We start from the raw sequence: 12,399 nt of genomic DNA on the forward strand, positions 1-12,399 counted from the left end.
GGCATCTACGGCCGCCGCATGTACGAGACCTGGTACAAGATGACCCAGATGGTGCTCACCGGCTTCCCGCTGCAGAAAGTGTTGACACACCAGATTCACATTGACGACTTCCAGAAAGGTTTTGACCTGATGGACGCCGGCAACTGTGGCAAGGTGGTTTGTTCCTGGCACTAAGCCCGCTCTTTCCGGCCATCATTCCCGCGCAAGCGGGAATGATGGCCTTATGGCGTCGTGAAGGCTGAATCGGCCAGAAAAGCCTTCCGCTAGTTCTACGCAATTCCTACACCGCACGCTACACTCCGCCGGAAGCGTGCCGACATGAACTTCAAGCTTGGGGAAAGTGCACGGCTTGCTGTGCCGGCACGGTCGGTCCGCGATGTCACGTAAGGAGCATCGACGGCATGACAAACCGGAACCTGTCACCCGACGCCTTGATGAAGGCCGGCCGCGAACGCGCCATCGGGTTGTATCGCTCACGCCGCATGCGCATCACCGCGCTGGTGATCGTCATCTTCCTGGCCATCGTTGGCCTGTTCGGTTTTTTCATTGCGCCCGGCATCATCAAGAGCCGGCTCCAACAGCAGCTGGCCACCCAGCTTGACCGGCCGGTCACGATCGGCGCCATCCATTTGAACCCCTACACGATGCGGCTGACGGTGGACAAGCTGCACATCGGCGAGCGCGACGGCACCACGCCCTTCGTCGATCTCGATCAATTGGTAGTGAACGCATCGTGGAGTTCGGTGTTCCACCTGGCGCCGGTGCTGGACGAACTGACTCTGCAGCATCCGCAGATCCATATCACGCGCAGCGGTCCGCAGACTTTCAACTTCACCGATATCGTGCAGCGCTTCGCGTCGAAGCCTTCCGACCCCAACGCGCCGCCGACGCATTTTGCGGTCTACAACATCAGCGTGCACAACGGCGACATCCGTTTCGACGACAAGGTGCAGAACGCCGTGCATCGCGTGGAGCAGCTTGAACTGGGCGTTCCGTTCATCGCCAACCTGCCGCATGACGTGAACGTCTTCGTGCAACCGCTGCTGGCCATGCGCGTGGACGGCAGCCCACTGCGCATCCAAGGGCAAACGAAGCCGTTCGCCAGCAGCCGCGAATCGGTGATCAGCTTCAACATGGATCACCTGGACCTGGCCAAGTATCTGGCCTACGTACCCACACCGTTGCCGGCCGATATTCCCAGCGGCCAGCTGTCGGGCACGCTCGAGATTCACTTCGTGCAGGCACAACCGGCGCCGCAACTGCTGCTGCGAGGCACGCTACAGCTGGATAACTTTGCCATGACCACGCACGAGCATGCTCCCATGCTGGAACTGGGGCATGGCGTGGCCACACTGCAAGACGTGCAGCCGCTGCAGTCGCGCTATCACTTCAGCAGCATCCAGCTTGATCACACCGCCCTGCACTACACCAAGCAGCTTGGCGGGAGCACGAATTTCGATGAACTGCTCGGCAAGAACGCCCCGCCGCCGAAACCTGGCACGCCGCCTACCGATACGTTGATTGGCACGCTCGCGCTGCAAAACAGCACACTCGACTATGCCGACTTCAGCGGCCCCACGCCCGCGCGTCTGCCGTTGGAAAACATGCAGGGTACGATTCGCGGCCTTTCCACGGTCTCCGCCCAACCTGGCGTGGTCGATCTGACCGCCGCCCTTGCCGGCGGCAGCCTGCATGTCGCTGGCAACCTGTTCATGCACGCCAGCCGTTTTGAGGGGCAGATCAGCGCCAGCCATGTCGGCATCCAACCGCTTGCGGCCTTCGGTCCCGCGCTGAACGCACAGATTGCCAGCGGTACGCTGGATGGCGACACGCATCAAAAAGTGGATTGGAGCGGCACGCTCGCCTTGACCATGGACGACAGCAAGCTGGCCGTGAACGATTTCGCGCTGACGCAACGCGATCGCAAGCCGGTGTCATGGCAGGCGCTCACGGTGGGCATCCACCATCTCGACCTTGGCAGCAGCACCGCGCAACTTGGCGATATGACCCTGCACGGCTTGAAGATCGACGCGCGGCGATTGAAGAACGGCAATATCGATCTCACCACGCTGACGAAACCGTCGCCGCCCGTGAAAGGCAAGCAGGCCGGTTCGCCCGCATGGCATTGGAGCATCGCGCACCTGATCATCGATGGCAGCACGTTTGCGCTGGCCGATCCAAGCTTGCCCACCAGGCGCGGACGCATCGAAGTCGCGGCCAATACATTCAGCCTCGACAATCTCTCCGAGGACATGCGCAAGCCGATCAAACTGGAACTGAGCGGCGGCATCGGCCGCGGCAAATTCAAGGTGGATGGCAATCTCAAGCCCGCCCCCCTGGACGCCGATCTGCGCATCGTGGCAACGAAATTGAACGTCGCGCCCTTCGCATCGCTGGTGCAGGTGCCGTTGAACGTCAACCTCGACAGCGCGCAACTCAGCGCAAACGGGCGCATTCGCTACCACGATCACAAGCCGCAGCCGCTGATGGCCTATCAGGGCCGTATGCAGCTGAGCCGCGTCCGCGTGCAGGACAAAGTCACCGGCGATGACTTCCTGCGCTGGAACGCCGTGGCGATCAACGGCATGCAAGTGCAGGTGGGCGGCAATGCGCCCAAGATCGAGCTTGGCGCCATTGCGCTCGATGATTTCTACGCCCGCGTGATCGTCAATGCCAACGGCCGGCTCAACCTGCAGGATGTGATTTCCAATCCTGCGCAAGCGCCGGTGTCGGTGACGCGCGAGCAGGCGGGCCCGGCACCCGCCTTGAACGTGCCGCCGCCACCCGAAAAAGAATCCTCGCGCGCCCCCGGTGGCGGCACCACGACTACGGCAACGATCGCCACCACCTCCACGGCCACGGCGCCGCCCACCGATATTCACATCGGCCAGATCACGCTGGCCAACGGCAATCTCAATTACACCGACAACTTCATCAAGCCGAACTACACCGCCAACATTACGCAGCTTGCCGGCAAGATCGGTGCGTTCGGTACCGACACCAGCGACAGGCCCGCCGATGTCACCCTGCAAGGCGAGCTGGACGACAACTCGCCGGTGAGCATTCAAGGTTCCATCAACCCACTCACGCCGATGGCGTTCCTGGATATCAAGGCCACCGCATCGGATGTGGAACTCACGCACCTGACGCCTTATTCCGGCAAATACGCCGGCTACCCGATCACCAAGGGCCGGCTGACGATGGACGTGCACTATCAACTCGACCAGAACAAGTTGAATGCCGACAACCACATCGTGCTCAACCAGCTCACCTTCGGTGACCGCATGGAAGGTCCCGGCATCAGCCATTTGCCGGTGAAACTCGCGGTGGCGCTGCTGAAGGATTCCAACGGCAATATCGATATTCACGTGCCCGTATCCGGTTCGCTCAACGACCCGGATTTCAGCCTCGGCGGCGTGATCTGGCAGGCCTTCGTGAATCTGCTCAAGCGCGCGGTAACGTCACCCTTCCGCTTGCTCGGTTCGATCGGCGGTGGTGGCGGTGTCGGTGGCGGACAGGATCTCGGCTATGTCGAATTCGCGCCGGGTTCGGCCGTGCTCGACGCGCCGTCGCAGGACAAGCTTGCGCACGTGGTGGATGTGCTCAACAAGAAAGCCGACCTCAAGCTCGATATCACCGGCCGTGTCGATCCCAGCGTTGACGAACAAGGTTTACGCTCAGTCACCGTCGACGACATGGTGCAAAAGGAGGAAGCTGACGATATCGGTACTGCCGCGGCCAAAGCTGCGCCCGTAAAGCCGGGTACCGACGACTACAACAAATATCTGGCCAAGGCGTACAAGCACGCCAGCTTCAAAAAACCGCGCGATCTGATTGGCCTGACCAAATCGCAACCGCCCGCAGAAATGATCAAGATGATGTCAGCGCACGTCACGGTTGATCAGGATGCGCTTCGCCACCTGGCCGAGCGTCGCGCCGACGCAGTACGCCAATACCTGCATGGCAAGATCGCCGACAACCGCGTGTTCGTGCTGGCGCCGAAAATGGATGCAAAAGGCATCGACGATAAAGGCAAGACGACGCGCGACGATTTTGGCTTGCATATGTAATGGCGCATGGACGCGTAGACTGGGATGAAATCCCCGCATCGGGAAGCGCTGCAAGGCTTATTTTGCGGGCCACGTCATAGGGTCAGAAGTGGACGTTGCCCGTCACGCCCTTGGCGCACCGCAAAACCTAGGCGACCGCACAGATTTGCGGCATCAGCCGCTCGTAAACGTTTGCCGCAAGCAAAGGCACGCCCCTTGCATTAGCTGTGCTGTTGTCCCGTCTCCGGGCGCACCTGGCCCGGCCATCTCTACTAAGGAAGGCCCCGCCATGCATGCTGCCCCTGTTTCCTCTTCGAACGACCTCCCGCGCGGCAGCCTGGCCTGCGTCGGCTTGGGCATCACCCTGGGCTCACACCTCACACCCTTGGCGCGCGACCATATCGAACAAGCCGACGTGGTGTTCGCAGCGCTTTCCGACCATATCGTGGAGATGTGGCTGCAACGCATGAACAAGGATGTGCGCAGCCTTCAGCCTTATTACGGGGCGGGCAAGTCACGGATGAAAACCTATCGGGAATGGGCGGACCTGTTCATGACTGAAGTACGCGCAGGCAAGCATGTCTGCGCAGTGTTCTACGGTCATCCCGGAATCTTCGCCTGGTCACCGCACAAGGCCATCGAGGTTGCCCGTGCGGAAGGTTTTCAAGCGTACATGGAGCCGGGCATCTCCGCCGAGGATTGCCTCTATGCCGATTTAGGCATCGATCCCGGCCGTTTCGGCTGTCAGCACTTCGAAGCAAGCCAGTTGTTGTTCTACGAGCATCGAATCAACCCTGCTAGCTACGTCGTGCTATGGCAGGCCTCGGTGGTCGGTGACTGGTCTCTGGCGCGGCTCGAAACCGGTCCGGCCTATCGGCAATTGCTGGTGGAGAGACTCAGCCACGATTACCCGCTCGATCACGAGGTGATCATTTACCACGGCGCGACGCTGCCGATCGAGCAGCCCACGGTCCGACGCATCAAATTGCGCGATTTGCCCGTTACCACACTCGCCCCCCAGGAGACCGTGGTACTGGCTCCAGCCACACCATTGAAGCCGAACCTTCCCATGCGCGAACGGCTGGCGGAGCTGGATAAGGAAATCGGCTTCGAATGAATTCGCAAAATGCTCCATCCACGCATCAAAGCAGTCAACTTGACGAAAGGGGAAGCACATGGCAGATACGATTGAATGGCTGGAAACCATCGGTAAGAGCGCCACGCTCCGTCGCGCTCCGGCCGAGAAACTTGTGGAAACCTTGGAACTGACGGACGCCACGAACGCTTTAAAAACAGCAGTGATGTCCGGAGATCGCTCTTGGTTGTTTGCCGAACTCGGCAACAAGCCCATGAGAGTGATGGATATGGATGGCCCCTCACATACGGAAGAACCGGATCATGACCACGACAAGCATGCTCCAACTCCGCCATCTTCCCCCGATCAAGACCAACCACCACACGATCGATAGGCTGCATGTCGAAGCGGAGACGCTGCTTCAGGCCATGGCCCCTTTTTGTGGCCGTGGCTTTTTGCGCTTTCATGCAGCCCCTACGCGCGGCTACACCAGCGGTCCCTATCGAGGCGCTGCTTGTCCAAACTGAAAGCCTTCGCACATCCAATCACCCACGATTTCAGCACCTCCTGGAGATACTGCACCAGCAAATTCCTCGCATGTCGTCGCATGAGCGCTGGCAGTTGCGCTACCTGGATGCGTACCAGGCTTCCTTTGAGGGTGACTACGCCAATGCGGAGACCATGCTGCGAGATATTATCGATCATTCCAGCGATTCAATCTTGATAGCCAAAGCCTCTGCCATTCTCATGAACGTCATGGGTAGCAGCAAACGCTATACAGAGGCATTTGAACTCGCCAATCGGCTGGTAGCCGATCTGCCGAAGACGCAGGATAAGCTGACGCGCTTCCTGGTCTTGTTTTATCTCTCTCAGTTGCTCAAATCAGCGGGGCAATACGACCTGGCAGCTAACTATGCGCGCGACATGATGCAAACACTTCCTGCGGGAGAAACATCGTGTAAACCGCGAGCACTGCTCATACAGGTGCTTCACGAGAGTCACAAGCTAGCCTCCACGACACCGGAGCTACAACAAGGAATCGAGACCTGCCAGAACGCAGGCGAGCCGGTCATTGTTGATTCGTTGTGGCTCACAAAGGCCAGCCTTTTCTTGGATGAGGGGCAGCCGGATAAAGCCATAACATTGCTTCAACGTATTGCCCCAGGCATCCGCTCAAACCCCAATTACTACAATAGGCTGAACCTTGGACTGAAGCTTGCTCAAGGGTATTGGAAACTCGGGCAGGATGACCAAGCACGCTCGGCTGCGCTCAGCGCCCTGGCTGTCGCTTCTCCTGATCGTATCAACGAGGCGTTGGGAGACGCTGACGAAATTCTTTATCTCATTGCAAAAAAGCATGGCAACGCCATCGCAGCGCTAAATTATTACGAGCGCTATGCCGCCCAAAACATTGGCCATCTCAATGACGTCAATGCCAGAACGCTGGCCTACGACGTAGCACAGCAACACATGCTCGCGCAAAGACTTGAAACGGAAAAGCTGAGCAAGCAGAACAACATCCTGCGGTTGCAGCAGACGCTAGCCGCCAAGGCAATCGAGACCGGCCGGCTCTATATTCTGTTGCTGTTGATGGTGCTGGCGTCGGTGATCTTTTGGCTATTCCGCACCAAGCGCTCCCAGCTTCACTTTCAACAACAAGCCCGTCTCGACGGCCTTACCGGCATCTTCAACCACCAGCACTTCATCAGCGAAGCGCAGCGCGCCTTGCGCCTATTGATACGCAAGCAGGGCGCCGCCTGCCTGATCTTCATCGACCTGGACTACTTCAAGCAGATCAACGATACGCATGGTCACGCCCTCGGCGACATCGTGTTGAAGCACACCGTTGCCATCTGCAAACAGCCGTTACGCACCCATGACCTGTTTGGCCGGCTTGGGGGCGAAGAGTTTGGCATTCTGCTGATGGAGTGCTCGCCCATGCAAGGCGCGGCCATTGCCGATTGCATTCGCACGACGATTGAAGCGACGCCGGTCAACGTAGACGGGCACTCGATAGCGTTCTCCGCCAGCATAGGTCTCGCTTCCACGTTGACCTCCGGCTATGAGTTGCAGCGGCTGTGCCGAGACGCCGATGCGGCGTTGTACCGGGCCAAGCATATTGGGCGCAACCGTGTCATCGCTTACGCCGAGCACGGCGATTTGGCCAAGGTCTCTCATGTCGGCAATGCAAATCAATGACGCAACCTACCAAGCCGCCATCTCTCCCGCGTCCGCAGATATCACCGAAGGCTGCAGCACCTGTTCCCCCAAACACCGGCTCGGATCACAATAGCCGCTTTCCCACTACCCCGATTCCCCGACCATGAACTACCCCGGCCAGACCCGCTACACCCAGGAACTCCAATCCATTCGCGAACAAGGCCTGTTCAAGGCCGAGCGCGTGATCACCTCGCCGCAGTCCGCCGAGATCGAGCTGGAAGGCGGCCGCAAGGTGCTGAATTTCTGCGCCAACAACTACCTGGGGCTGGCCGACCATCCTGATGTGATCCAAGCAGCCAAGGAGGCGCTGGACACCCACGGTTTCGGCATGGCGTCGGTGCGCTTTATCTGCGGCACGCAGGATCTGCACAAACAGCTGGAAAAAAAAATCGCCGATTTCTTCGGCACCGAGGACACGATTCTCTATGCCGCCTGCTTCGATGCGAACGGCGGCCTGTACGAGCCGCTGCTGGGTGAAGAAGACGCCATTATTTCCGATGCGCTCAATCACGCCTCCATCATCGACGGCATCCGCCTGTGCAAGGCCAAGCGTTTCCGCTACGCCAACTGCGACATGGCCGATCTGGAAAAGCAGCTGCAGGCGGCCGATGCGGCCGGGGCGCGCACCAAGCTGATCACCAGCGACGGCGCGTTTTCCATGGATGGCTTTATCGCGCCGCTGGACCAGATCACGGCGCTGGCCGCGAAGTACAACGCGCTGGTGCACATCGACGAATGTCACTGCACGGGCTTTCTTGGGCCTCACGGCCGCGGCTCGGCCGAAGTGCATGGCGTGCTGGACAGGATCGACATTTTTACCGGCACACTGGGCAAAGCGCTCGGTGGCGCGCTGGGCGGTTTCACTACGGGGCATGGCGAAATCATCGAGATGCTGCGCCAGCGCTCACGTCCCTATCTGTTCTCCAACTCGCTGCCGCCGCATGTGGTCGCCGCCGCGATCAAGGTGTTCGACATGTTGGGCTCGGCGGGTGACCTGCGCGAACGCGTGCAGGAGAACACGCGCTACTTCCGCGAGCGGATGACGAAGGCCGGCTTTGACATCAAGCCTGGCGTGCACCCGATCGTGCCGGTGATGGTCTACGACGCCAAGAAGGCACAGGCGATGGCTTCCTCACTGCTGGATGAAGGCATCTATGTGACTGGCTTCTTCTATCCGGTGGTGCCGCAAGGCCAGGCCCGCATCCGCACGCAGATGAGTGCGGCGCATACGCGCGAGCATCTGGATCGGGCGATTGCGGCGTTTACCAAGGTGGGGCGTTCCCTGGGTGTGATCGGCTGAATTCGTCACAGCAGGCCGGACGATCGGATACACCAAAGAAGGCGCGCCTGTGTGAGATGGGCGCGCCGGCAATGCTCATGCATGTATGCGTGGCGCAACTAATCAGCATCAATGTTGCGGCAGGTTGCTCAAGTCAGCGCGATATTGCCAACTTTCCGTCGTACTCAAGCGCACCGCGTCCGTGAAGTCACGTAAAGCGCCCTGGTCATTTGCCAGAAGATCGGCCAGGTCTTCACGGAACGTGTCGTAGCTTGCCCAGTTCGCACGCGCCACCAACAACATGTATTGCGGCTTGTCGCCGCCCGTCACCAGGCGATACCAGGTATGCGGCGGCGCGGCAGGCATCGACGCAAGCACGCGGCGCGCCACCTGCAGCGCATGTTCAAAGCGCGCTTCCGTGCCCGGATGTAGGTCGAAATAGGTAACTTGCACCGTATCGCTAGGCTTGCGGCTTTCCAGTGGCGTGCCGTAACTCAACTGGGGCAACAGCTCATAGGCAAGTTGTGCCTGGGGCGTGACGTAAGGCGTCACGTTGGCCCTGAAATCCGCGCCATCTTGCTCAACGTCAACGCGATGATCGAATGCGGCGAAGGGTTCGCCGACATTCGCATCGATAAAGTAGCCATCGCGCTTGCCGTCCGCGACCATCCAGCCATACCAGACCAGCGGATCGTGATGGTTGCGATGCCAATCCAGATGATGGCGGTAAGCTTCCTCGAACTTGGTTTGTGCGCCGGTGTTTATCTGATAGACGAAGAAGTGTGCGGCAGGCCCTTGCTGAGCTTTGACGGGCGAGATCAGCAGCAGCGCCAGGGCGGCGAACAGTGCGCGACAAGTCATGGAATCCTCGTGGGTGGAGTCAAAAGCTGCGTCATACTAGGCTTGCCCCTGCTTGCAGAACCATGCGAATCTTTTTGACCTGACCCTCAAAAAATTTTTCACGGCAGCTGCGCGAACACGACCATGAATGTGGAAATGCGTTACCTGCATACCTTCCGGGTGGTCTGCGAAGCCGGCAGCCTGCGTGCCGCGGCCGGCCTTTTGCACCGCACTGAACAGGCCGTGAGCTACCAATTGCGCAAGCTGGAGGAAGCACTGGGCATGCCGGTGCTCCAGCGCGGCGGCGGGCGATTGGTACCCAATGCGGCGGGCGAGCGCTTGCTGGCGTTTTGCCAGGAGATGGGGCGCGACTGGGAAAAGTTGCATGAGGAAATCCGTGCTGCGTCACCCGTTGTACCCTTGCGCATTTCGACGGTCAGTGGCTTTGGACGCTATCAATTGCTGCCGCTGTTCCGTGATGGCCCATTGGCCGACATTCCGATTCGCATGCGTTATCCCACGGCGGAAGATGTGGTTCGCCACGTGGAATCAGGCGCGTGTGATCTCGGTTTTGTGCATCGCATGGATACGCACGCGCGGCTCAGCCACACGCCTGTCGACGCAGAAGAGATCGTGCTGATTGCTTCGCCGCATGTCGCTTCAACGCTTGCGCTTGATGCGCCGTCACTGCGCAACGCCGGCTATGTGAGCTATGACGAAAGTGACTATGTATTCGCGACCTGGTTTACCCAAGTGCTTGGCATGAACATGACGAACCTCAACACCGTCGCTCACTTCGAAGAGCTGGAAGAAGTGCTCGATTGGGTGGCAGCAGGCCGCGGCATATCCATCGTGCCGGCATCCTGTATGGCGGAGCATGAAGCACGCGGCGAGGCGGTGGCTTTGCGCAAACCGCAAGCGCGTTGCCGCAACACTATCTACGCCGTCTTGAATCCGCACCACCATCACGCTGCAATCGAACGGACTTTGCAGGCGGTGCGGGAGCGCGCGCAGTTTTAGACGTGTCTTGAGCATGGGCCGATGAGCCGGAAAGGCTGGCCACTTCGCTGGCGGTCAGATGCCGCCACTGCCCTTTGGCAAGATCACCCAACACCAAGTTGCCGATAGCTACGCGAATCAGTCGCAGCACGCCGATGTCCTGGGCGGCAAGCAGGCGCCGGATATGCCGGTTGCGTCCTTCGTCGAGCACGACGTCCAGCCAGGCGTTCTTTTCACCCTCGCGCAACAGCGCAACGCGCTTGGCGGCCAGTCGCTCGCCGTTGTCGTCGACGCCGTGCAACATGCGATCAAGCAGAAGCGAGTCGGGAAGCGTGTCGATCTGCACGTGATACGTCTTATCGACGTGGTGGCGCGGATCGGTCAGCCTTGCTGCCCACACGCTGTCGTTGCTGAGCAGCAGCAGGCCCTCGCTTGCCTTGTCGAGACGGCCGACCGGCCCCAGCCACGGCAGGCCTGCGCCCGCCAGCAACTCATACACGGTATCGCGACCGCGCTCGTCGGCAGCACTCACGACAACGCCGCGCGGTTTGTTGAGCGCGATATAGATGCGCTTGGCGGCGGCCACCGTTTCGCCATCCAGACAGACCCGTTCGCGTTCCGGATCGGTGGCGCGTTCCGGGTCGCGCACGATGCGGCCATCCACGGTCACCCTGCCCTCGCGCACGGCTTTTTCCGCCTGACTGCGCGAGCACACGCCGAGCTTGCTGAGCACGCGCGCGATGCCGTGGCGGGGGTTTGCCGATGCTGACGCGGGACGGGAGCGGGAACGGGTCATGGTGTCGACGATAATCGGATAGGGAGCCGGTGTCCCGGCCCCCCTTCCACACCACCGTACGTGCGGTTCCGCATACGGCGGTTCATGCCAGACGCTGGAGATAGTGCACGGTGTCGGTCAAGCTGAGCAAACCTGCTTTGTCGAAGAAGGCCTTTGGGAATGCTTCATTCATGTGGCTGGCTCCCGCATTCCACCACGAACCATGTCCGTTTCGGGCCGAGTGCCAGGCACGCACCACCGATAACCCTCTTCTGCGTAACATCTCCGTCCGCCGTTGCCGGGTCTTGGCCTGCTGCCAGATCAGGCCGCGCAGCCGACGCCTTATCCAGCCATCGAGTTCTTCCCAGGGCCTACGACTTTCGCTAAGCCGGAAGTAGCTGGCCCAGCCTCGCAACACTGGATTGAGCACTTCGATGGTGTGCTTCAGACTTCGCCCTGTCCCCTGGCGTAGCAGTTCGCGTACGCGCCGCTGGAGTCGCACCTGACTTTCTCTGGCAAAGCGCAGGCGTATGCCTGCGATCGCTGTCATGGTGTACCCCAGATACCCCGGTCCGCCATCGTTGCGTACGACTTTCTGGTACGCCGCCCTTACGTTGTTACGCTCGACCACGGCTCCTTCGGCGTTCCGCCCCGCTCTCAAGTCCACGGCCTCGCTAGCGCGAGCTTCTGCTTCGTCGACGATCATCGAGTTTCAACCGTCCTAATTGCGGTCTTTCATGTTCAGCCCTTCGGTCTGACTGCACCTACGATGGCCTCGGCTGACTTCTCGCTCCGTGGTTTTTTTCCACGTCACCCTTTCAGGCACAAAGCGAGACCTCCCCGGGTATGACGCATCTGCTTTCACGCTTATGCCTGTCGGATCTACGCCATGGTCTTCCGTACAAGTATCGGGCTTTAGCCTTCTTTGCTGCCTTACCCCACCATGTCGCCTCGTATCCGCTTCCTGTTCGTCAGGCCAGCGCTTTGCCTCAGGCTTCCTCCAGACGTCCAGTCACCTGCAACGCCCCTGCCTCCGGCTAACTCTTCCCCCTTGTCGGGCGAGTAGAGGTCTTTCACCTCCTAGCAGTGCGCCCTGCCGGGCGCACAAAGAAAAAGCCCGGCGAGTGCCGGGCTTTTCCATACTGCCTGCAACGGTTCGATT

At 60.0% G+C, this 12,399-nt stretch carries 9 protein-coding genes and 1 pseudogene; 7 read left to right on the forward strand and 3 right to left on the reverse strand.

What is annotated here, in order from left to right; translation table 11 throughout:
• From V7M64_RS14645 to kbl, 6 genes and pseudogenes are all read left to right on the forward strand, one after another.
• A pseudogene (locus tag V7M64_RS14645) lies at window positions 1-174 on the forward strand (L-threonine 3-dehydrogenase); the annotation flags it as partial.
• Between the two features lie 227 nt (window positions 175-401).
• Complete coding sequence (locus V7M64_RS14650; RefSeq protein ID WP_333680041.1) at window positions 402-4,070, forward strand: DUF748 domain-containing protein; 3,669 nt, start codon at window positions 402-404, stop codon at window positions 4,068-4,070.
• 268 nt (window positions 4,071-4,338) lie between these two features.
• Window positions 4,339-5,166 carry an SAM-dependent methyltransferase gene (locus tag V7M64_RS14655; RefSeq protein ID WP_333680043.1) on the forward strand — a complete coding sequence of 276 codons (828 nt, stop codon included), beginning with the start codon at window positions 4,339-4,341 and terminating at the stop codon, window positions 5,164-5,166.
• A gap of 58 nt (window positions 5,167-5,224) precedes the next feature.
• Window positions 5,225-5,518, forward strand: a complete 294-nt coding sequence (locus V7M64_RS14660) for a hypothetical protein (RefSeq protein ID WP_333680045.1) — start codon at window positions 5,225-5,227, stop codon at window positions 5,516-5,518.
• A gap of 203 nt (window positions 5,519-5,721) precedes the next feature.
• Complete coding sequence (locus V7M64_RS14665; protein ID WP_333680047.1) at window positions 5,722-7,323, forward strand: GGDEF domain-containing protein; 1,602 nt, start codon at window positions 5,722-5,724, stop codon at window positions 7,321-7,323.
• A gap of 124 nt (window positions 7,324-7,447) precedes the next feature.
• The gene (kbl, locus tag V7M64_RS14670) at window positions 7,448-8,644 is read left to right on the forward strand and encodes a glycine C-acetyltransferase (protein WP_333680049.1); all 1,197 of its coding nucleotides are present in this window, start codon (window positions 7,448-7,450) and stop codon (window positions 8,642-8,644) included.
• Between the two features lie 108 nt (window positions 8,645-8,752).
• Here kbl and V7M64_RS14675 read toward each other — a convergent pair whose 3' ends face one another.
• Window positions 8,753-9,484 (reverse strand): hypothetical protein, encoded by a 732-nt coding sequence (locus tag V7M64_RS14675; protein WP_333680051.1) that lies wholly within the window; start codon window positions 9,482-9,484, stop codon window positions 8,753-8,755.
• A 123-nt stretch (window positions 9,485-9,607) separates the two neighbouring features.
• On the opposite strand from V7M64_RS14675, the gene V7M64_RS14680 reads away from it, so the two are divergent.
• On the forward strand, window positions 9,608-10,483 hold the full coding sequence (locus V7M64_RS14680) for a LysR family transcriptional regulator (RefSeq protein ID WP_333680052.1): 876 nt from the start codon (window positions 9,608-9,610) through the stop codon (window positions 10,481-10,483).
• Here the strand turns inward: V7M64_RS14680 and V7M64_RS14685 are convergent.
• Both V7M64_RS14685 and V7M64_RS14690 read right to left on the reverse strand, forming a co-directional pair.
• Window positions 10,398-11,258 (reverse strand): pseudouridine synthase, encoded by an 861-nt coding sequence (locus tag V7M64_RS14685; protein WP_333680053.1) that lies wholly within the window; start codon window positions 11,256-11,258, stop codon window positions 10,398-10,400. The genes V7M64_RS14680 and V7M64_RS14685 overlap by 86 nt on opposite strands.
• Before the next feature lie 82 nt (window positions 11,259-11,340).
• On the reverse strand, window positions 11,341-11,943 hold the full coding sequence (locus V7M64_RS14690; protein WP_333680055.1) for a group II intron maturase-specific domain-containing protein: 603 nt from the start codon (window positions 11,941-11,943) through the stop codon (window positions 11,341-11,343).
• Window positions 11,944-12,399: the final 456 nt, after the last annotated feature.

It is taken from the genome of Dyella sp. (assembly GCF_036746095.1).
Taxonomy (GTDB): Bacteria; Pseudomonadota; Gammaproteobacteria; order Xanthomonadales; family Rhodanobacteraceae; genus Dyella_B.

Excerpts from the sequence above, each read along its gene's own strand:
- V7M64_RS14680 (WP_333680052.1), top strand. The coding sequence starts at position 9,608 with ATGAATGTGGAAATGCGTTACCTGCATACCTTCCGGGTGGTCTGCGAA.
- V7M64_RS14675 (WP_333680051.1), bottom strand. The coding sequence starts at position 9,484 with ATGACTTGTCGCGCACTGTTCGCCGCCCTGGCGCTGCTGCTGATCTCG.
- V7M64_RS14685 (WP_333680053.1), bottom strand. The coding sequence starts at position 11,258 with ATGACCCGTTCCCGCTCCCGTCCCGCGTCAGCATCGGCAAACCCCCGC.
- V7M64_RS14650 (WP_333680041.1), top strand. The coding sequence starts at position 402 with ATGACAAACCGGAACCTGTCACCCGACGCCTTGATGAAGGCCGGCCGC.
- V7M64_RS14660 (WP_333680045.1), top strand. The coding sequence starts at position 5,225 with ATGGCAGATACGATTGAATGGCTGGAAACCATCGGTAAGAGCGCCACG.
- V7M64_RS14655 (WP_333680043.1), top strand. The coding sequence starts at position 4,339 with ATGCATGCTGCCCCTGTTTCCTCTTCGAACGACCTCCCGCGCGGCAGC.
- kbl (WP_333680049.1), top strand. The coding sequence starts at position 7,448 with ATGAACTACCCCGGCCAGACCCGCTACACCCAGGAACTCCAATCCATT.
- V7M64_RS14690 (WP_333680055.1), bottom strand. The coding sequence starts at position 11,943 with ATGATCGTCGACGAAGCAGAAGCTCGCGCTAGCGAGGCCGTGGACTTG.
- V7M64_RS14665 (WP_333680047.1), top strand. The coding sequence starts at position 5,722 with ATGTCGTCGCATGAGCGCTGGCAGTTGCGCTACCTGGATGCGTACCAG.